General features: G+C 57.6%; 20 protein-coding genes. 11 read left to right on the plus strand and 9 right to left on the minus strand.

Annotation, left to right across the window (positions count from 1 at the left end):
• Positions 1-11 precede the first annotated feature (11 nt).
• From F8561_RS03160 to hycA, 4 genes are all read right to left on the minus strand, one after another.
• Positions 12-935 carry a respiratory chain complex I subunit 1 family protein gene (locus F8561_RS03160; protein WP_025203376.1) on the minus strand — a complete coding sequence of 308 codons (924 nt, stop codon included), beginning with the start codon at positions 933-935 and terminating at the stop codon, positions 12-14.
• A gap of 1 nt (position 936) precedes the next feature.
• Positions 937-2,751, minus strand: coding sequence for a formate hydrogenlyase subunit 3 (hycC, locus tag F8561_RS03165; protein ID WP_151887140.1), 1,815 nt, complete (start codon positions 2,749-2,751; stop codon positions 937-939).
• Entirely contained in the window at positions 2,748-3,356 is a 609-nt protein-coding gene (locus F8561_RS03170; protein ID WP_014171368.1) for a 4Fe-4S dicluster domain-containing protein, read from the minus strand. The genes hycC and F8561_RS03170 overlap by 4 nt, the downstream gene beginning before the upstream one ends.
• Before the next feature lie 70 nt (positions 3,357-3,426).
• Positions 3,427-3,891 carry a formate hydrogenlyase regulator HycA gene (gene hycA, locus F8561_RS03175; protein WP_020883831.1) on the minus strand — a complete coding sequence of 155 codons (465 nt, stop codon included), beginning with the start codon at positions 3,889-3,891 and terminating at the stop codon, positions 3,427-3,429.
• A 210-nt stretch (positions 3,892-4,101) separates the two neighbouring features.
• Between hycA and hypA the strand changes: the two genes are divergently transcribed.
• The 6 genes from hypA to flhA all read left to right on the plus strand — a co-directional run bounded on the left by hypA (position 4,102) and on the right by flhA (position 9,850).
• A complete protein-coding gene (gene hypA / locus F8561_RS03180; RefSeq protein WP_151887141.1) occupies positions 4,102-4,452 on the plus strand; it encodes a hydrogenase maturation nickel metallochaperone HypA in 351 nt (116 codons plus the stop codon).
• A 3-nt stretch (positions 4,453-4,455) separates the two neighbouring features.
• A complete protein-coding gene (gene hypB, locus F8561_RS03185; RefSeq protein ID WP_151887142.1) occupies positions 4,456-5,319 on the plus strand; it encodes a hydrogenase nickel incorporation protein HypB in 864 nt (287 codons plus the stop codon).
• A complete protein-coding gene (locus F8561_RS03190; RefSeq protein ID WP_014171373.1) occupies positions 5,310-5,582 on the plus strand; it encodes a HypC/HybG/HupF family hydrogenase formation chaperone in 273 nt (90 codons plus the stop codon). The genes hypB and F8561_RS03190 overlap by 10 nt, the downstream gene beginning before the upstream one ends.
• Before the next feature lie 3 nt (positions 5,583-5,585).
• Entirely contained in the window at positions 5,586-6,707 is a 1,122-nt protein-coding gene (gene hypD, locus F8561_RS03195; protein ID WP_151887143.1) for a hydrogenase formation protein HypD, read from the plus strand.
• Positions 6,704-7,714, plus strand: coding sequence for a hydrogenase expression/formation protein HypE (hypE, locus tag F8561_RS03200; RefSeq protein ID WP_044865615.1), 1,011 nt, complete (start codon positions 6,704-6,706; stop codon positions 7,712-7,714). The genes hypD and hypE overlap by 4 nt, the downstream gene beginning before the upstream one ends.
• 63 nt (positions 7,715-7,777) lie before the next feature.
• Positions 7,778-9,850, plus strand: coding sequence for a formate hydrogenlyase transcriptional activator FlhA (gene flhA, locus F8561_RS03205; RefSeq protein ID WP_020883827.1), 2,073 nt, complete (start codon positions 7,778-7,780; stop codon positions 9,848-9,850).
• A gap of 66 nt (positions 9,851-9,916) precedes the next feature.
• Here flhA and F8561_RS03210 read toward each other — a convergent pair whose 3' ends face one another.
• The gene (locus tag F8561_RS03210; protein ID WP_040018915.1) at positions 9,917-10,261 is read right to left on the minus strand and encodes a nitrous oxide-stimulated promoter family protein; all 345 of its coding nucleotides are present in this window, start codon (positions 10,259-10,261) and stop codon (positions 9,917-9,919) included.
• A gap of 174 nt (positions 10,262-10,435) precedes the next feature.
• Between F8561_RS03210 and F8561_RS03215 the strand changes: the two genes are divergently transcribed.
• Positions 10,436-10,666 (plus strand): SymE family type I addiction module toxin, encoded by a 231-nt coding sequence (locus F8561_RS03215; protein WP_020883826.1) that lies wholly within the window; start codon positions 10,436-10,438, stop codon positions 10,664-10,666.
• Positions 10,667-10,779: 113 nt separating this feature from the next.
• The gene (gene mutS / locus F8561_RS03220) at positions 10,780-13,341 is read left to right on the plus strand and encodes a DNA mismatch repair protein MutS (RefSeq protein WP_121339778.1); all 2,562 of its coding nucleotides are present in this window, start codon (positions 10,780-10,782) and stop codon (positions 13,339-13,341) included.
• Between the two features lie 98 nt (positions 13,342-13,439).
• On the opposite strand, the gene F8561_RS03225 is transcribed toward mutS, so the two are convergent.
• From F8561_RS03225 to F8561_RS03235, 3 genes are read right to left on the minus strand one after another with little or no spacing between them, the layout of a single operon-like run.
• The gene (locus tag F8561_RS03225; RefSeq protein ID WP_014171381.1) at positions 13,440-13,676 is read right to left on the minus strand and encodes a non-oxidative hydroxyarylic acid decarboxylases subunit D; all 237 of its coding nucleotides are present in this window, start codon (positions 13,674-13,676) and stop codon (positions 13,440-13,442) included.
• Between the two features lie 10 nt (positions 13,677-13,686).
• Positions 13,687-15,114: a non-oxidative hydroxyarylic acid decarboxylases subunit C gene (locus tag F8561_RS03230; RefSeq protein WP_025203369.1), complete on the minus strand. Its 1,428-nt coding sequence runs from the start codon at positions 15,112-15,114 to the stop codon at positions 13,687-13,689.
• A complete protein-coding gene (locus tag F8561_RS03235; protein WP_014171383.1) occupies positions 15,104-15,706 on the minus strand; it encodes a non-oxidative hydroxyarylic acid decarboxylases subunit B in 603 nt (200 codons plus the stop codon). Before F8561_RS03235 ends, F8561_RS03230 begins: the two co-directional genes overlap by 11 nt.
• Before the next feature lie 171 nt (positions 15,707-15,877).
• On the opposite strand from F8561_RS03235, the gene F8561_RS03240 reads away from it, so the two are divergent.
• The gene (locus F8561_RS03240) at positions 15,878-16,285 is read left to right on the plus strand and encodes a MarR family winged helix-turn-helix transcriptional regulator (RefSeq protein WP_020883824.1); all 408 of its coding nucleotides are present in this window, start codon (positions 15,878-15,880) and stop codon (positions 16,283-16,285) included.
• On the opposite strand, the gene F8561_RS03245 is transcribed toward F8561_RS03240, so the two are convergent.
• A complete protein-coding gene (locus tag F8561_RS03245; RefSeq protein ID WP_151887144.1) occupies positions 16,282-17,169 on the minus strand; it encodes a LysR family transcriptional regulator in 888 nt (295 codons plus the stop codon). The genes F8561_RS03240 and F8561_RS03245 overlap by 4 nt on opposite strands.
• A gap of 107 nt (positions 17,170-17,276) precedes the next feature.
• On the opposite strand from F8561_RS03245, the gene F8561_RS03250 reads away from it, so the two are divergent.
• Both F8561_RS03250 and F8561_RS03255 read left to right on the plus strand, forming a co-directional pair.
• Positions 17,277-18,485: an MFS transporter gene (locus tag F8561_RS03250; protein ID WP_151887145.1), complete on the plus strand. Its 1,209-nt coding sequence runs from the start codon at positions 17,277-17,279 to the stop codon at positions 18,483-18,485.
• Positions 18,482-18,859 (plus strand): DUF4440 domain-containing protein, encoded by a 378-nt coding sequence (locus F8561_RS03255; protein ID WP_151887146.1) that lies wholly within the window; start codon positions 18,482-18,484, stop codon positions 18,857-18,859. The genes F8561_RS03250 and F8561_RS03255 overlap by 4 nt, the downstream gene beginning before the upstream one ends.
• Positions 18,860-18,865: the final 6 nt, after the last annotated feature.

The following is an 18,865-nucleotide window of genomic DNA, read 5'->3' on the forward strand; positions in this document are numbered from 1 at the left end:
ACTCTCTTTAATCACGCCACCAGCAAGGAGACGAACGCTAAAAATGCAAAACCAAAACCGGCCCAGGTGATGCGCGACGTCGCCACAAAACGCAGACGCGCCATGCTGTTCTCAAACAGGGCAATCACCAGCACGCCGACAAGTAGCTTGAGCACGGCAACGACCACCGCCAGCACCAGACCGGCCGCGGAAAAGTGCGTCATCTGCCCCCACGGGAAGAAGACACCGACAAACATCTGCAGCACCACCAGCTGTTTGAGGCTGATGCCCCATTTCAGCACCGCAAAGCCGTAACCGCTGTACTCGGTCAACGGACCTTCCTGCAGCTCCTGCTCCGCTTCCGCGAGGTCGAACGGCAGTTTGCCCATCTCGATAAACGTCGCGAAAGCGCAGGCGCAGAGCGCCAAAAGCAACGGAAGGGAACGGTCCACGGGCCAGTGATACACGGTATGAGTGATAAAGCTGATATGGGTTGACCCCGCGACCTGCGCAGCGACCCACAGGCCGAGCAGCAGGATCGGCTCAACCAGCACGCCGAGCATGGCCTCGCGGCTGGCACCAATCCCGGTAAACGGGCTGCCGGTATCGAGGCCGGCAATCGCGAAGAAGAAACGCGCGATAGCGAAGAGGTAGATAAGCGTAATGAGATCGCCCAGCACCGGCAGCGGCGATCCGACGGTGACGACCGGTAACGCCGTGGCGATGGTGAGCATGACGCCAGCCAGTACAAACGGTGTCAGGCGAAAGACCCATCCTGCCGCGTCCGGGGAAACGCTCTGACGTCCCATCAGCTTGAACAAATCACGGTACTCCTGGAGTACACCAGGCCCGCGACGGTTATGCATCCGGGCACGCGCCACGCGGCTCACCCCGGAGAGCAACGGCGCCATGGCAAATAGCACCAGCGCCTGAAGTATTGCCAGTAACAGACTCATGTCAGGCTCCTCGTGAAATCACAATCACAACCAGTACCGCCAGCTCGATCAACGCCAGTCGGCGGAACAGCACGGGCACGGCAGCGCTCTGCCAGCCCGGCACCCACCCCACCGGGTTAAGCCAGTCCCGCAGTTTCAGCACCGCGGCAAAGTTCTCTTTGACCGGCATGGCAAAGCCGTGCGCTGTGATCACCATGGATTGCTCGTGTGCGTAACCGCAAGCCCAGGCGGTACCGCGTGCTCGAGAGGAGAGGCGGTCGCGTCTGAAGAACAGCATCAGCACGAACGGCAGCAGCGGCGCGGCAATCAGCAGCAGCGCAATCATCGGCTGGGACACCGTGGTATGCGCCGTGGTGAGCGGCAGAGGAATGGCGTTACCCAACAGCGGCAGAAGCCACGGGGCAGCTACCCCGCCCGCGATGCAGCACAGCGCCAGCGCGACAACGCTCGCCCCCATCAATGCCGGCGCACAGCAGGCGTTTTCGGCCTCACGCGTGCGCGGCGCACCCAGGAAGGTCACGCCGTAGACTTTAGCCATACACATCACCGCCAGCGCACCGGTTATCGCCAGCCCAACCGCCAGCAGCGGGCCGAGCAACCGGGCGATAAACACCTCGCTCTGACCGAGTGCGAAGAAGGACTGATAGATAACCCACTCGCCGGCAAAGCCGTTCAGCGGCGGCAGCGCAGCCATTGCCATCAGCCCCACCAGCATGCACAGAGAGATAACGGGCATTTTTTTGCCGATGCCGCCGAGTTTTTCGATATCGCGATGACCGGTGCGGAACCAGACGCTACCGGCCCCGAGGAACAGGGTGCTTTTAAACAGGCTGTGGTTGATCAGGTGATACAGGCCGCCGATAAAGCCGGCCGCAATCAGCGCCGGTTGATTGAGCGCCAGCCCGGTAACGCCTGCGCCAATACCCAGCAGGATAATGCCGATGTTCTCAAGAGTGTGGTACGCCAGCAGACGCTGGATATTGTGCTCCATCAGGGCGTACAGGCCGCCGACGAAGGCGGTGATCATCCCGGCGACCAGCAGCACAACGCCCCACCATAGCGGTGGCTGCCCACCGGTGAGCGTTATCGTCAGAATGCCGAACAGACCCACCTTCATGACAACCGTCGAGAAGAGCGCTGCGGCAGGCGCGGAGGCATGTGCATGTGCCTGTGGCACCCAGCCGTGCAGCGGGATAATCCCGGCCAGCAGGCCAAAGCCGATCACGCCAAGGAGCCAGACATCATTCCCCAGCGACTGACCGTTAAGGGCGGAGAAGTCCAGCGTGCCGAAGCGCTGCCACACCAGCCAGCAGGCCAGTGCCAGCAGCAACGTGCCAAGACGCCCCAGCGCAAACCACAGTTTGCCGGAGGTGCTACAGCCCGTAAGGAATACGCCGCACAGCGCCATGATCTCGGCCATCACCACCAGCGCGCCGAGGTTGCTGGCAGTCACGGTACAGACCGCCGCGGCCATCAGCAGATTGACCAGCAGACCGTTGGGCTGAGTGTGCTGATGGCGGTGCCAGTCAATATTAAACAGGCTGATAAACACGCCGCACAGACCAAAGGTCACCAGCCAGATGGCATTCAGCGGCGTAATTTCAACGGTGTGCCGTATCAGCGGCATCACCGCTTCGACAGATTGTCCGCCTGTTAACACGAGGCCACCGGCCACCAGCGTCATCACGCTGCCAACCGCCCCGCCGATACCGGCTATCCAGCCGCTCAGGGTTTTATGGAAAGAGAAGATCAAGGCCAACACAGCGGCGGCGGCAAAATAGGCCACCGCGCTGGTAATTATCATCACCGCGTTCATTTCGCCCCCTCGTTCAGCGCCTGAAGCAGAGAAAGATCGCCGAAATCACTGTTAATGGTCAGCTCACGCTTACGTTTACTGGTGCGAACGATGTCGCGAATATTGACCAGAATCAGCGCCTTCGTCGGGCAGGTACGCACACAGGCTGGCCCTTGTTCATCAAAGCTGCACAGGTCGCATTTGACCGCAACGGCACGCACGCCGGGAACCCAGTCAAGCAGCGTGCTCACCTTCGCCGGCGCAGGTGGCGCTGGCGGCGCTTTCGGGGAGTTGGCATTCGCCGGGATATGCAGCGGACGGCTGCCGGAAAATTCAATCGCGCCGAACGGGCAGGCAATGCCGCACAGTTTGCAGCTCACGCACAGACTTTCATTCAGCTGCACCGCCCCCTCGACACGGGTGATGGCATTAACAGGACAGACTCCCGCGCAGGGGGCATCTTCACAGTGGTGGCAGAGCTGCGGCGCAGACTCTTTTTCATTACGCATGACGCGCAGGCGCGGCATGGACTGTAGCCCGTGCTGACGGTGCGTTTCCGAACAGGCCGCCTCACAGGTTCGACAGCCAATACAGACCGTCGAGTCAGCAATTACAAAACGGTTCACCGGGTCATCCTCTGGTGATAGTCATTTTTGACGAAAAACTGTCTTGTCGACACTTCTCGACACGCAATGGTCAGGCCACGTTCGCTGAGGTATTTCCATCCATCAGCTGTTTCAGGTTGACCGGGAGATCGTGTTCAACAGCGGCGTACAGGCCGTTATAAACCGGCGCGATTTTTTCCAGATAGTGCTCCAGCACCTGCTGGCGATCGCGGTTACTGACGTGACCATCGACCATCCCGTCGGCCATCAGCTGCGCCTTCGCAATACACTGTTTTTCACCTTCTTTTGTTTCGACGTAGTACTCGATGGTGTGGCTGTTGAAGGTGTCTGCCAGGGTGACGTTTATCGTGAAATGGCCGAAGAGCACAAAGCGCATATCCCCCTGCGCTGCACAGCTCATGGCGTGGTGAAGACGGGCTTTTGACAGGGTGATGCCCTGAACCAGAGAGTTGCAGTAAAGGTGCCACTGCTCCTGTAACTGCTGATGGCGCTGCGCAATGTAATCCGCTTTTTCGCTAATTTCCCAAATAGTCATAAAAGGTATCCGGTTAATGGAGATAGCGGCTGTTAAGCAGATTCCATGCCAGTTTTTAACAGATTGATTTTTAACTCTTTTAATCAAAAGAAGCGTGTCAATCGCGCCGTGTCGACGTGTCATTTCGACAGCATTGACATCGTCACGCCTTAACAAAAATCAAGCTGGCACCGTTATTGCATTATCGGGGCAATTCATTGAGGAGGCGTCATGCACGAAATCACCCTCTGCCAGCGGGCCGTCGAGTTAATTGAACAGCAGGCGCGGGCAAACAATGCGAAACGCGTCACCGGCATCTGGCTACAGGTCGGGGCCTTTTCCTGCGTTGAAACCAGCGCCCTGACCTTCTGCTTTGAGCTGGTGTGCCGCGGCACGCTGGCGGAAGGCTGTGAACTTCATATTGAAGAACAGCAGGCGGAGTGCTGGTGCGCGCAGTGTCAGCAATACGTCACTCTGCTTTCATCGAAGGTTCAGCGCTGTCCACAGTGCCAGAGCAGCGAGCTTCGCATCGTGGCGGATGACGGCATGCAGATCCAACGTCTCGAAATCGAAAAGGAGTAAAATATGTGTAGTACCTGCGGTTGCGCTGAAGGCAACCTGTATATAGAAGGGGATGAACACCGTCCTCACGCCGCGTTTCGCTCCGCACCCTTTTCACCTGCCCCTCGTCCTGCAGCGGCATTAACCGGTATCACCTTCGCCCCCCAACACTCCGCTGCGGGCGACCTGCATTACGGGCATGGCGTCGCCGGTACCCACGCGCCGGGGCTCAGCCAGCGTCAGATGCTGGAGGTGGAAATCAACGTTCTGGATAAAAACAACCAGATTGCAGCACGCAACCGCGCCCGCTTTGCCACGCGTAAACAGCTGGTCCTGAACCTGGTCTCCAGCCCCGGCTCCGGCAAAACCACGCTGCTGACACAAACGCTCCACTGCCTGAACGGGCGCATCTCCTGCGCGGTGATCGAAGGCGATCAGCAGACGGTGAACGACGCCGCGCGTATACGCGAAACCGGCACGCCCGCCATTCAGGTTAATACGGGTAAAGGCTGCCATCTGGATGCACAAATGATTGCCGACGCCACGCCGCGCTTGCCGCTGGCGGACAACGGCATCCTGTTTATTGAGAACGTGGGCAACCTGGTCTGTCCGGCCAGCTTCGATCTCGGTGAGCGACATAAGGTCGCGGTGCTCTCGGTGACCGAAGGTGAAGACAAGCCGCTTAAATATCCGCATATGTTTGCCGCCGCTTCGCTGATGTTGCTGAACAAAGTTGACCTGCTGCCGTACCTGAATTTCGACGTGGATAAATGCATGGCCTATGCCCGTGAAGTGAACCCGGAGATTGACATCATGCTGGTATCCGCGACCCGCGGCGACGGGATGGATGCCTGGCTGAACTGGCTGGAGAGCGAACGATGTGCATAGGCGTCCCCGGACAAATTCACGCCATTGACGGGAATCAGGCCCGCGTTGAGGTGTGTGGCATATTGCGCGACGTCGACCTGACGCTCGTCGGCAGCACCGACGAAACCGGCGCCTCACGCCTCGGTCAGTGGGTGCTGGTGCACGTGGGGTTTGCCATGAGCATCATCAACGAAGCGGAGGCCCGCGACACGCTCGATGCCCTTCAGAATATGTTCGACGTGGAGCCGGACGTCGGGGCATTGCTGTACGGCGAGGAGCGGTAAACCATGCGCTACGTTGATGAATATCGCGCGCCTGAGCAGGTGATGCAGCTGATTGAACATCTGAAAACACGGGCGGCACGGCTGAGCTATACCGCCGAAAAGCCGCTGCGTATTATGGAAGTCTGCGGCGGGCATACGCATGCCATCTTTAAATTTGGCCTCGACCAGCTTCTGCCGGAAAACATCGAGTTTATCCATGGCCCCGGCTGCCCGGTGTGCGTCCTGCCGATGGGACGCATCGACGCCTGCCTTGAGATAGCCCACCAGCCTGACGTGATTTTCTGTACCTTTGGCGATGCGATGCGCGTGCCGGGCAAAAACGGCTCGCTGCTGCAGGCAAAAGCCCAGGACGCGGATATCAGGATCGTGTACTCGCCGATGGACGCCCTGACGCTGGCCACCCATAACCCCGGTCGCAAGGTCGTCTTTTTCGGGCTTGGTTTTGAAACCACTATGCCCGCCACGGCCATCACGCTGCAGCAGGCCAAAGCCCGCGACATTGATAACTTTTTCTTTTTTTGCCAGCACATTACGCTCATCCCGACGTTACGCAGCCTGCTTGAAGAGCCGGACAACGGAATTGACGCTTTTCTGGCGCCGGGCCATGTCAGCATGGTTATCGGGACGGCGGCCTACGGCTTTATCGCTGAACAGTTCGAACGGCCTTTAGTGGTGGCTGGTTTCGAACCTCTTGATCTACTGCAAGGCGTGACCATGCTGGTTGAGCAGAAAATAGCAGCCCAGAGTGCAGTAGAAAATCAGTACCGCCGTGTCGTCCCCGACAGTGGAAATGTGGTGGCCCAGCAGGCGATAGCCGAGGTATTTAGCGTCGAGGGCGACAGCGAATGGCGTGGACTGGGGCTGATTGCAGAGTCCGGCGTGCGCCTGACGCCAGCCTACCGGTCGTTCGACGCCGAAGCCCACTTCCGCCCGCAGCCGCAACAGGTGTGTGACGACCCGCGGGCCCGCTGTGGCGAAGTGCTCACCGGCAAATGCAAACCCCATCACTGCCCGTTATTTGGCAACACCTGTAACCCGCAAACGGCTTTTGGCGCGCTGATGGTCTCTTCCGAAGGGGCGTGTGCCGCGTGGTATCAGTATCGCAATCAGGAGTCTGAAGCATGAATACGGTTGAAATGGCACACGGCAGCGGCGGCCTGGCGATGCAGCAGCTGATTAACCGTCTGTTTATGGACGCGTTTGATAACCCCTGGCTGGCGGAGCAGGAGGATCAGGCCCGCATTGACCTCTCCACCCTGACCGCGCAGGGCGACAGGCTGGCCTTTTCCACCGACAGCTACGTGATTGACCCGCTGTTCTTCCCGGGCGGCGATATCGGCAAGCTCGCGGTCTGCGGTACGGCAAACGACGTGGCCGTCAGCGGTGCTGTTCCGCGCTTTCTATCCTGCGGCTTTATCCTTGAAGAGGGGCTGCCGATGGAGACGCTCTCTGCGGTCGTCAGCAGCATGGCGCACACGGCACGCGAGGCGGGTATCGCCATCGTCACCGGCGACACCAAAGTGGTCCAGCGTGGCGCAGCCGACAAACTGTTCATCAATACCGCCGGCATGGGGGCGATCCCTGCCGACATTCACTGGGGCGCGCAGCAGCTTGCCGTCGGCGACGTGCTGATCGTCAGCGGATCGCTGGGCTGCCACGGGGCGACGATCCTGAACCTGCGTGAAGGCCTGGGGCTGGACGGAGAATTACGCAGTGATTGCGCGGTACTGACCCCGCTTATCCAGACCCTGCGTTCCCTTCCAGGCGTGAAAGCCCTGCGCGATGCGACCCGCGGCGGGGTTAACGCCGTGGTACATGAGTTCGCGGCGCGCTGCGGTCTGGGTATCGAACTCACTGAACGCGCGCTGCCCGTTAAGCCTGCCGTTCGCGGCTTGTGCGAACTCCTCGGGCTCGACCCGCTAAACTTTGCAAATGAAGGCAAGCTGGTCATTGGCGTGGAGCGCGCGGCGGCCGAATCCGTACTTGAACAGCTGCGGGCACATCCTTTCGGGAAAGAGGCCGCGCTGATTGGTGAAGTGGTTGAGCGCAAAGGGGTGCGCCTGACCGGGTTGTATGGCGTCAAGCGGACGCTGGATCTGCCGCACGCGGAACCTTTACCCCGCATTTGCTAGAACCGCGCCAAAAGCGGTCAGCACTGACTTTCTCTTTTTTGCCAGTTTCTATTGGAAAGCAATATGCCGTATACACCGATGAGCGATCTTGGACAGCAGGGCCTGTTTGACATTACGCGCACACTTTTACAGCAGCCCGATCTTGGCGCGCTGAGCGATGCCCTGACGCGGCTGGTCAGGCAATCAGCGCTGGCAGACAGCGCCGCAATTGTGCTCTGGCATAGCGCAAGCCATCGCGCGAGCTACTATTCAACGCGCGACAATGGCAAAGCGTTTGAGTACGAGGATGAAACCTACCTCGCTCATGGTCCTGTCCGGCGTATTCTTTCCCGCCCGGAGGCGCTGCACTGCAATTTTGAGGAATTCCGCGAAGCGTGGCCGATGCTGGCGCAGAGTCAGTTATACCCGCCTTTCGGCCACTACAGCCTGCTGCCACTGGCGGTGGAAGGGCATATCTTCGGCGGCTGCGAGTTTATTCGTCACACCGACCAGCCGTGGAGCGAGGCGGAATACGAGCGTCTGCACACCTTCACCCAGATTGTGGCCGTGGTCGCAGAGCAAATTCAAAGCCGCGTCACCAATAATGTGGATTACGACCTGCTGAGCCGCGAACGTGACAATTTCCGGATCCTGGTGGCCATCACCAACGCGGTGCTTTCGCGCCTCGATATGGATGAGCTGGTCAGCGAAGTCTCAAAAGAGATCCACCACTATTTCAAAATCGACGCCATCAGTATTGCGCTCCGGGGCCACCGGAAAGGCAAGCTGAACATCTACTCCACCCACTATCTTGATGAGGCAAACCCCGCCCACGAACAGAGTGAAGTGGATGAGGCGGGCACGCTCTCTGAGCGGGTATTTAAAAGCAAAGAGATCCTGCTGCTCAACCTCAACGAACAGGATGCGCTCGCGCCTTATGAGCGGATGCTGTTTAACACCTGGGGGAATAAAATCCAGACGCTGTGCCTGCTGCCGCTGATGTCCGGCAATACTATGCTTGGTGTCCTGAAGCTGGCGCAGTGTGAAGAGGGCGTCTTTACCACCGCCAACCTGAAACTGTTGCGCCAGATTGCCGAGCGTATCTCCATCGCACTGGATAACGCGCTGGCTTATCAGGAGATCCACCGTCTGAAAGAACGGCTGGTGGATGAAAACCTGGCGCTGACGGAACAGCTCAACAACGTGGACAGCGAGTTTGGCGAAATCATCGGCCGCAGCGATGCCATGTACAGCGTGCTGAAACAGGTGGAGATGGTGGCGCAAAGTGACAGTACGGTGCTGATCCTCGGTGAAACCGGCACCGGTAAAGAGCTGATTGCCCGTGCGATCCACAACCTCAGCAACCGTAACAGCCGCCGCATGGTGAAGATGAACTGCGCCGCTATGCCCGCAGGCCTGCTGGAAAGCGATCTCTTTGGCCACGAACGCGGCGCGTTTACCGGTGCCAGCAGCCAGCGCCTGGGCCGTTTCGAGCTGGCGGACAAAAGCTCGTTGTTCCTTGATGAAGTGGGTGACATGCCTCTGGAGTTGCAGCCCAAACTGCTTCGCGTCCTGCAGGAGCAGGAGTTTGAACGTCTTGGCAGTAACAAACTTATCCAGACTGACGTGCGGCTCATTGCCGCCACCAACCGCGATCTGAAAAAAATGGTCGCCGACCGCGAGTTTCGAAGCGACCTCTATTATCGCCTGAACGTCTTCCCAATCTGCCTGCCGCCCCTGCGTGAACGGCCGGAAGATATCCCTCTGCTGGTCAAAGCGTTTACCGCCAAAATAGCCCGCCGGATGGGCCGCAACATCGACAGTATCCCCGCCGAGACGCTACGTACCCTCTCCTCGATGGAGTGGCCGGGTAACGTCCGTGAACTGGAAAACGTCATTGAACGTGCGGTATTGCTGACGCGCGGTAACGTACTGCAACTCTCCCTGCCCGAAGTTTCCCTGCCCGAAACCCCGGTTACAGCCACCGACGTGGCGCAGGAAGGTGAAGACGAATATCAGCTGATCATGCGCGTGCTGAAAGAGACTAACGGTGTCGTGGCCGGACCGAAAGGTGCCGCCCAGCGACTGGGGCTAAAACGCACCACGCTGCTCTCAAGGATGAAGCGTCTGGGGATTGATAAAGAGAGCCTGGTGTAGCGTCATTCTGGCTGAGATCCCGCATGCAGGCGTTGGGATACGGTTGTCAGCGAAGCGCCTGAACGGTTACTTTTTCGGGCGATACTTTTCCGGTAATTCCGGTACCGGGCGACGGTCATCCATCAGGTGGCGTACCGTCAGGATGGGATGACGCCATAACATACGTGGGCCAGCCCAGCGCATCACCTGCTTCATCTCTTCGCGCCTGGCAGGCTGATAGCAGTGAACGGGGCACTGTTTACAGGCGGGTTTTTCCTCACCAAAAACGCATTTATCCAGGCGCTTATTGGCATACGCTTTCAGCGCCTGATAATGCCCCTCTTCCTGCGAAGCCTGGGGACACTGTGTTTCATACAGCGCGATCATTTTCGCGATCGTCTCTTTCTCACGTGTAATGCGTTTTCCGGACATAACGGCTCACCAGATAATAAAGTGCATTTATAATACGCCTTTCAGATACTGATTTCAGGTGTTGCATTCTGTTTTCTGAAGGCTGATTCCAGTATTAAGCCCACGCCTGCAGTAAATCACTGGTATTTTATACAGCATCAGGAATGACCCTTGTCCACGTTGTCCGGAGGCCGTATGCACGAGATCGCTATCACCAAATCCTATCGTCATTTGAAAGTGGGGTATTTCAGAAAGCGTCATGAAGACCGTAACACCAAGATACCCAAACGCTACAGCGTGCATGCGGCGCTGAGCTTAAAGGGCGACTGGCTTGAAAAAGCGGGGTTTACCACCCATTCGCAGGTCAGAGTGGGGGTTGAGCATGGAAAAATTGTCATTGAGTTAGTGCAGGAAGGCACCTCGTAATGCCGCGACATTTTTCTGCGCCGTACCTTTTTTTCATGCGACAATAGAAGGAACTAACGGCCACTGAGCCGCCCAAAGCGTATTATTTTCAAAGAAATGGACATCATAACTCCATGAGCACAATCGACAATTTCGACGCACATACGCCGATGATGCAGCAGTACCTGAAGCTGAAAGCACAGCATCCGGAAATCTTGCTGTTCTACCGTATGGGCGATTTTTACGAGCTATTTTATGACGATGCCAGACGTGCGTCGCAGCTGCTCGACATCTCGCTGACCCGGCGTGGCGCATCTGCAGGCGAGCCCATTCCCATGGCCGGTATTCCGCATCACGCGGTAGAAAACTACCTTGCGAAACTGGTGAATCAGGGTGAGTCAGTCGCCATCTGCGAACAGATCGGCGATCCGGCAACATCAAAAGGGCCGGTTGAGCGCAAAGTCGTGCGCATCGTCACGCCTGGTACGATCAGCGACGAAGCCCTGCTGCAGGAGCGTCAGGATAACCTGCTGGCAGCACTGTGGCAGGACGGCAAAGGTTTCGGTTATGCGACGCTGGATATCAGCTCCGGACGTTTTCGTCTGAGCGAACCGGCAGATCGTGAAACGATGGCGGCTGAATTGCAGCGCACGAACCCGGCAGAACTGCTCTATGCCGAAGATTTTGCCGAGATGGCGCTGATTGAAGGCCGCCGTGGTCTGCGCCGTCGTCCGCTGTGGGAGTTCGAAATTGATACCGCGCGCCAGCAGTTGAATCTGCAGTTTGGCACCCGCGATCTGATTGGCTTTGGTGTGGAAAATGCCCCGCGCGGACTGTGTGCCGCGGGTTGCCTGCTGCAGTACGTCAAAGATACCCAGCGCACCACCCTGCCGCATATCCGCTCGATCACGATGGAGCGTCAGCAGGACAGCATCATTATGGATGCCGCGACGCGGCGAAATCTGGAGATCACCCAGAATCTGGCCGGAGGCGTGGAAAACACCCTCGCTTCCGTCCTCGACAGCACGGTGACACCGATGGGCAGCCGTATGTTAAAACGCTGGCTGCATATGCCCATTCGCGATACCGGCACGCTTACCTGTCGTCAGCAGACGATTGCCGCGTTGCAGGATCGCTACAGTGAACTGCAGCCCGTGCTGCGTCAGGTCGGCGATCTGGAGCGTATTCTTGCGCGTCTGGCGCTGCGTACGGCACGTCCGCGCGACCTCGCCCGCATGCGTCATGCCTTCCAGCAGTTGCCAGAATTGCGCAGCCTGCTCGCCGATGTGGATAGCGCGCCGGTGCAGAAACTGCGTGAAACCATGGGTGAATTTAGCGAGCTGCGCGAGCTGCTCGAACGCGCCATTATTGACGCCCCTCCGGTTCTGGTGCGTGACGGCGGCGTAATTGCCCCGGGCTACAACGAAGAGCTGGATGAATGGCGTGCGCTGGCCGACGGTGCCACGGACTACCTGGATAAGCTGGAAATTCGCGAGCGCGAACGCCTTGGGCTCGATACCCTCAAAGTGGGCTATAACGCGGTTCACGGTTACTACATTCAGATCAGCCGTGGACAAAGCCATCTGGCCCCCATCCACTACGTGCGCCGCCAGACGCTGAAAAACGCAGAGCGTTACATTATCCCTGAACTGAAAGAGTATGAGGACAAAGTTCTCACCTCGAAAGGCAAGGCGCTGGCGCTGGAGAAACAGCTGTATGAAGAGCTGTTCGACATGCTGATGCCGCACCTTGCAGACCTGCAGTCAAGCGCCAGCGCGCTGGCAGAGCTGGACGTGCTGGTCAACCTGGCAGAACGCGCTGAAACGCTGAACTACACCTGCCCGACCTTTACCGATAAACCCGGTATTCGCATCACCGAAGGCCGTCATCCGGTTGTGGAACGGGTGCTGAACGAGCCGTTCATCGCCAACCCGCTAAGCCTGTCGCCGCAGAGAAGAATGCTGATCATTACCGGTCCAAACATGGGCGGTAAAAGTACCTATATGCGCCAGACGGCGCTTATCGCCCTCCTCGCCTATATCGGCAGCTACGTTCCTGCGCAAAAAGTGGAGATTGGCCCTATCGACCGTATCTTTACCCGTGTCGGGGCAGCGGACGATCTGGCCAGCGGTCGCTCAACCTTTATGGTGGAGATGACCGAAACCGCCAATATTCTGCATAATGCGACCGAATACAGCCTGGTGTTAATGGATGAAGTCGGGCGCGGAACATCAACCTATGATGGTCTGTCACTGGCATGGGCCTGCGCTGAAAACCTTGCCAATAAGATCAAGGCAATGACGCTGTTCGCAACCCACTATTTCGAGCTGACACAGTTGCCAGAAAAGATGGAAGGCGTGGCAAACGTCCACCTCGATGCGCTGGAACACGGCGATACCATCGCCTTTATGCACACCGTACAGGATGGTGCCGCAAGCAAGAGCTATGGCCTGGCCGTGGCCGCGCTGGCGGGGGTTCCCAAAGAGGTGATCAAACGTGCGCGCCAGAAATTGCGTGAGCTGGAGAGCCTGTCACCGAATGCCGCGGCCACGCAGATTGATGGCACGCAAATGTCGTTGCTAGCCCCGGCAGAAGAGACGTCACCGGCCGTTGAGGCACTGGAAAATCTCGATCCGGACTCGCTCACGCCGCGTCAGGCGCTGGAGTGGATTTATCGCCTGAAAAGCCTGGTGTAGTCTGCACCCGGTGGCGCAATGCTTACCGGGCCTGCCGGGAAGTAGCGGTATCTGAAACAAACAGGCCGGGTAAGGCGAAACCGCCACCCGGCTTTTTTTTAGCGCTTATCGTCGGCCAGTAACGGCGGGATCGTCGGCACCTGTGGTGCGTCATCGATATCCTTCTGCGTCATGCGAAACGCTTGCGGATAATGATCGCGGTGGGTCCGGCGTAGCGGCTCCGTGTCTCGCCAGGTATACAGACAATGCTGGCACTGATAGACAGTCCAGACCCCTTTCACCGGTGATGTTGCCATCACCTCAATATGCTCATCAGCACAACGTGGACATATCATCTTTTCCTCCTTATTGGCGTGCAGCCAGCATCGCAGTCAGTTTTTCGGCCCAGGCTTTGGTTTCAGGTAAATCCTGTACCGGCTGGCTGAAGTGGCCCCGGTTGTCGGGTGCAACAGGCGTGGTGGCATCAATAATCAGTTTGTCGGTAATGCCTGCCGGGCTGGAGCCCGGGTCCAGTTCAAGTACCGACATATTCGACAACTGCACCAGATCGCCCGCCGGGTTCACCTTCGAGGACAGCGCCCACATCACCTGCGGCAGGTTGAACGGGTCAACGTCTTCATCCACCATAATCACCATCTTCACGTAGCCCAGGCCGTGCGGCGTGGTCATAGCACGTAAGCCGACTGCGCGGGCAAAGCCACCGTAGCGTTTTTTGGTGGAGATAATCGCCAGCAAACCGTGGGTATACATGGCATTGACCGCCTGCACTTCCGGAAATTCTGCTTTCAGCTGCTGGTAGAGCGGTACACAGGTAGCCGGGCCCATCAGGTAGTCAATTTCGGTCCACGGCATGCCGAGGTAGAGGGATTCAAAAATAGGTTTTGTGCGGTAAGACACTTTATCAATACGCACCACCGTCATGTTACGGCCACCAGAGTAGTGCCCGGTAAACTCACCAAAGGGTCCTTCGATTTCGCGCTTGCGGCCTTCAATCACCCCTTCCAGAATGACTTCAGATCCCCACGGTACATCAAAGCCGGTCAGCGGTGCCGTCGCAATGGGATAGGGGCTTTCGCGCAGCGCACCGGCCATCTCATACTCAGATTGATCGTATTTCAGCGGCGTCGCGCCCATAAGTGTAATAATCGGATCATTGCCAAGCGTAATCGCGACCGGCAGATCTTCACCGCGCTCTTCCGCTTTATGCAGATGCAGGGCGATATCGTGCATCGGAACCGGTTGCAGACCCAGCTTGCGTTTTCCCTTCACTTCCATGCGATAGATACCGACGTTCTGCTTGCCGAAGTTATCCGCATCAAGCGGATCGCGCGAAACGACGCACGCTTTGTCGAGGTAAAAACCGCCGTCACCGTCGTTCAGACGGAACAGCGGCAGGATGTCGAAAAGGTTAATGTCTTCACCCTCCACCGTATTTTGAGCCCAGGCGGGATCTGCACGGCGCTCTGGCGTGACGGGGAATTTATCCCAGCGGCGAATAAACTCATCAATCTGTTTTTTGACGGGGGTGTTCGCGGGCAGTCCCATAGAAATGGCGTGATTCTGCCAGGAACCAATGGTGTTCATTACCACCCTGGCATCGGTAAACCCGCGAATATTATCGAACCACAGCGCCGGTGCGCCGTCGCCAATACGGCCTGTGGCATTGGCTGCCGCGGCCAGGTCCGGTTCTGCATTCACCTCTTCTTCAATTTTTAGCAGTTGCCCTTGCTCATCGAGCGCCTGCAGGAAGCTTCTCAAATCATCAAATGCCATCTTTATTCTCCTGTGAAAAATGTTTTGCTTCCCGCAACCCGTTCCAGCGGCGCGCTTTTTTGTGCTCCAGACCAAACTGGTCGAGCACGCGGGTCACAATGTGATGGGTGATATCGTCGGCGGTCTGCGGGTGGTTGTAATACGCGGGCATCGGCGGCACCATTGCCACGCCCATACGGGACAGTGCGAGCATATTCTCGAGATGAATGGTGCTGAGCGGGGTTTCACGAGGAACCAGCACCAGTTTGCGCCCCTCTTTCAGCACCACATCTGCCGCACGGCCCACCAGTCCTTCGGCGTAGCCTGCGCGAATGCCTGCCAGGGTTTTCATACTGCAGGGAATGACGATCATGCCGTCGGTGCGAAACGAGCCGGATGAGATAGTGGCAGCCTGATCGGCCGGGCTATGGACAACATCGGCCAGCGCAGCCACATCCTGTGCGGTGTAGGGTGTCTCCAGCTCAATGGTGGTTTTTGCCCATTTCGACATGACCAGATGGGTCTCCACCTCCGGCATGTCACGTAATGCCTGCAGCAACGCTACGCCCAGCGGCGCGCCCGTTGCGCCCGTCATTCCAACTATCAATCTCATTCAGCACCTCAATTAATTCGTTCGCATACGAACATGTTAGGTACGTTACTCCCGGATCCTGTTTCTGACAATATTGTTCGTACACGATCACATTAATTGCTAAAAATTGCCGCGTTAAAATCCTGGGCAAGAGCGGCTATCATAGGGAGAGAATTTTTCGTCGGAGTGTTCATGGAACTGAGACAAGAGGCGTTTCACCTGTTACGCCAGCTTTTTCAACAGCATACTGCCCGTTGGCAACATGCATTGCCGGAACTGACCAAACCGCAGTACGCGGTATTGCGGTCTATTGCCGAAAATCCGGGGATTGAGCAAGTTGCGCTGACAGAAGTGGCGGTCAGCACAAAGGCGACGCTCGCGGAGATGCTGAGCCGCATGGAGGCGCGTGGACTGGTAAAACGCGAGCACGATCCGGCGGACAAGCGCCGTCGTTTCGTCTTTCTGACGCCGGAAGGTGAAGCGCTGCTTGCCAGCTGTAAACCGCTCGGCAATGACGTGGATGAGGCGTTTTTAGGGCGGCTGAGCAACGACGAGCGGGCGCAATTCTCCGCACTCGTCAAAAAAATGATGCGCGACTAGTTAACCCGGGTGCGCATAAAGTCGATAAAGGTGCGCACTTTCGCAGGCACATGCGGGGCATCGGGATAAACCGCATAGATGCCCTGCCGCGCAAAGGTATATTCCGGTAAAACCGACACCAGCTTGCCGTCATCAAGCGTATGGCGCACCAGCCACTCCGGCAACAGCGCCACACCGCATCCCGCGAGCGCAAAGGCCATCAGCGCCTGAGCACTGTCCGCAAACAAACGCGGTGCTTTTTTAATTTCCAGCGTGGCAGGCTCACCGCTGGCATCGTTCACCTGCCAGCGCAGCGGCGAGGCTAAGCGCTCATGAATAATCCAGTCAGCTTTCGCCAGCTGTTCAAGCGATTCTACAGGATGGTTACGCAGCCAGCCGGGCGTCGCTACGGGGAAAATAGTGAACTGCGTTATCAATGCCGCGTGGTAGCGTGAATCTGCAAGGGTTCCCAGCCGGATGGCGACATCAAAGCGCTCTGAAATCAAATCGGCATGCAGTGAAGACGAAACGTGACGCACGCGAAGGTCCGGGTGTTGCTGGCTAAACTCAGCCAGTAACGGGACCACAACCTGCGAGCCGTACTCCGGTGTGGTGGTGATCCGCAACTCCCCCGTGAGACCTGCATGGTTTGCACGGACGTCGTCCTTCAGGCGTTCCGCGTCCTTTAAAAGCGCGACGCTCCGTTGATGGAAAAGCCTCCCTGCCTCGGTTAACGTCAGTCGACGGGTGGAACGCAGCAACAGGGTGACACCCAGTTCATCTTCCAGCTGGCGGATATTGAAGCTGACCACCGCTTTTGTCAGCCCCATTGCCTCTGCTGCGGCGGTGAAACTGCCGGTATCTGCGACGGCGACAAACATCGCGGTACGCTGCAAATTAATCATGGTCAGCCCTATTACTGTCAAAAATTTTTTGACAGTATATCGCGCTTTATAACGTTTATCCGTACCTCCCTGCCCGATACGATACGCCCCTCACTGGAGGTGCCGCCATGTCGTATCGCAGCAAAGTCGCCGTTGTCTATCTGCTGGGCTTTTTTCTTGATTTAATTAATATGTTTATCGCCAGCGTCGCTTTCCCGGCAATGGCTCAGGCGTTCAGCGCCACGCCCTCATCGCTTGCCTGGGTCAGTAACGGCTATATTGCCGGTCTGACGCTCGTCATCCCCTTCAGCACCCTGCTGACGCGCAGGCTCGGGCCGAAGCATGTCATTCTGCTTTCGCTTTTTCTCTTTAGCGCCGCCTCCGTTGCGGCAGGTTTGTCATCCTCACTTGAGAGCCTGATTGCCTGGCGAGTGCTGCAGGGCATGGGAGGCGGTTTACTGATCCCGGTCGGACAAGCGCTGACCTGGCAACAGTTTAAACCCCATGAGCGTGCCAGGCTCTCCTCAGCGGTCATGCTGGTTGCATTGCTTGCGCCTGCATGCTCACCCACCGTGGGGGGAGTGCTGGTTCAGGCACTCAGCTGGCGATGGATATTTTTTGCCACAACGCCTGTCGCCGCCGTAACGTTTTTCCTGGCCTGCGTGTGGCTTAAGAATGAGAGGGCCCCCGTGAAAGCGAGCAGGCTCTTAAACCTGCCCCTGCTGGCCGACCCGCTGCTGCGTTTTTCCATGCTTGTCTATTTGTGCGTACCCGGCATGTTTATTGGGGTGAACGTCACGGGGATGTATTATCTTCAGAGCGAGGCGCACATGACACCTGCCGCAACGGGGATGCTGATGCTGCCATGGTCTCTGGCCTCGTTTATGGCGATCACCGCGACCGGACGTTATTTTAACCGCGTGGGTCCCCGGCCTCTCATTGTCGTGGGTTGCCTGTTACAGGCGCTGGGCGTTTTACTGCTGCTTAACGTCAGCCCGACTACCACAGTGTTGTTACCTGGCGTCGCGTTTACGTTAATGGGCGCGGGCGGCAGTCTTTGCAGCAGTACGGCGCAAAGCAGCGCATTTTTAACGACGGCGCGCGACGATATGCCTGACGCCAGCGCGCTATGGAATCTTAATCGTCAGATCAGTTTTTTTGCAGGGGCATTCCTGCTCTCGCAGGTGCTGAACCTGACACTGGCGTTTTTCACGCCGCTCGCCGCATGGCACTGGATGTTTAGTGTTGCTGCGGCCATCACATTACTGCCCGTCGTGTACGTCTTTCGTCTTAACAACACGCAGGTGCTTTCAGAGGTGCAACAGGAGAAACCATGAACCATTTCGAACAGGACATTATCGACGTTCACGTTATGCTGGAGAACTGGTTGGGTAAGGGCGAAGGGGATGTTGACGCCCTGCTTGCCCACTTTCAGCCGGATTTTATGATGCTCACCCCAGGTGGCGTCCATTTCGACTATAACGCGCTGGTCGGTTTCCTGGACCTTCAGCGCGGCAGCCGTCCTGGTCTGGAGATTGTTCTTGATGAGATAACGACGCTACAGACGTGGGCCAACGGCGCAGTGCTTCACTACCGGGAAACGCAAACTCGCCCGGATCAGCCCGTCAATGTGCGCTGGTCAACCGCCGTGCTCAATCAGAAGGAAGGCAAGATAACGTGGCGTTTGCTGCACGAAACGGCACAACCGTAACGCAAA

It is taken from the genome of Enterobacter sp. 198 (genome assembly GCF_009025585.1).
GTDB classification, from domain to species: domain Bacteria; phylum Pseudomonadota; class Gammaproteobacteria; order Enterobacterales; family Enterobacteriaceae; genus Enterobacter; species Enterobacter ludwigii.

Excerpts from the sequence above, each read along its gene's own strand:
- F8561_RS03160 (WP_025203376.1), bottom strand. The coding sequence starts at position 935 with ATGAGTCTGTTACTGGCAATACTTCAGGCGCTGGTGCTATTTGCCATG.
- hycC (WP_151887140.1), bottom strand. The coding sequence starts at position 2,751 with ATGAACGCGGTGATGATAATTACCAGCGCGGTGGCCTATTTTGCCGCC.
- hycA (WP_020883831.1), bottom strand. The coding sequence starts at position 3,891 with ATGACTATTTGGGAAATTAGCGAAAAAGCGGATTACATTGCGCAGCGC.
- hypA (WP_151887141.1), top strand. The coding sequence starts at position 4,102 with ATGCACGAAATCACCCTCTGCCAGCGGGCCGTCGAGTTAATTGAACAG.
- hypB (WP_151887142.1), top strand. The coding sequence starts at position 4,456 with ATGTGTAGTACCTGCGGTTGCGCTGAAGGCAACCTGTATATAGAAGGG.
- F8561_RS03190 (WP_014171373.1), top strand. The coding sequence starts at position 5,310 with ATGTGCATAGGCGTCCCCGGACAAATTCACGCCATTGACGGGAATCAG.
- hypD (WP_151887143.1), top strand. The coding sequence starts at position 5,586 with ATGCGCTACGTTGATGAATATCGCGCGCCTGAGCAGGTGATGCAGCTG.
- hypE (WP_044865615.1), top strand. The coding sequence starts at position 6,704 with ATGAATACGGTTGAAATGGCACACGGCAGCGGCGGCCTGGCGATGCAG.
- flhA (WP_020883827.1), top strand. The coding sequence starts at position 7,778 with ATGCCGTATACACCGATGAGCGATCTTGGACAGCAGGGCCTGTTTGAC.
- F8561_RS03210 (WP_040018915.1), bottom strand. The coding sequence starts at position 10,261 with ATGTCCGGAAAACGCATTACACGTGAGAAAGAGACGATCGCGAAAATG.
- F8561_RS03215 (WP_020883826.1), top strand. The coding sequence starts at position 10,436 with ATGCACGAGATCGCTATCACCAAATCCTATCGTCATTTGAAAGTGGGG.
- mutS (WP_121339778.1), top strand. The coding sequence starts at position 10,780 with ATGAGCACAATCGACAATTTCGACGCACATACGCCGATGATGCAGCAG.
- F8561_RS03225 (WP_014171381.1), bottom strand. The coding sequence starts at position 13,676 with ATGATATGTCCACGTTGTGCTGATGAGCATATTGAGGTGATGGCAACA.
- F8561_RS03230 (WP_025203369.1), bottom strand. The coding sequence starts at position 15,114 with ATGGCATTTGATGATTTGAGAAGCTTCCTGCAGGCGCTCGATGAGCAA.
- F8561_RS03235 (WP_014171383.1), bottom strand. The coding sequence starts at position 15,706 with ATGAGATTGATAGTTGGAATGACGGGCGCAACGGGCGCGCCGCTGGGC.
- F8561_RS03240 (WP_020883824.1), top strand. The coding sequence starts at position 15,878 with ATGGAACTGAGACAAGAGGCGTTTCACCTGTTACGCCAGCTTTTTCAA.
- F8561_RS03245 (WP_151887144.1), bottom strand. The coding sequence starts at position 17,169 with ATGATTAATTTGCAGCGTACCGCGATGTTTGTCGCCGTCGCAGATACC.
- F8561_RS03250 (WP_151887145.1), top strand. The coding sequence starts at position 17,277 with ATGTCGTATCGCAGCAAAGTCGCCGTTGTCTATCTGCTGGGCTTTTTT.
- F8561_RS03255 (WP_151887146.1), top strand. The coding sequence starts at position 18,482 with ATGAACCATTTCGAACAGGACATTATCGACGTTCACGTTATGCTGGAG.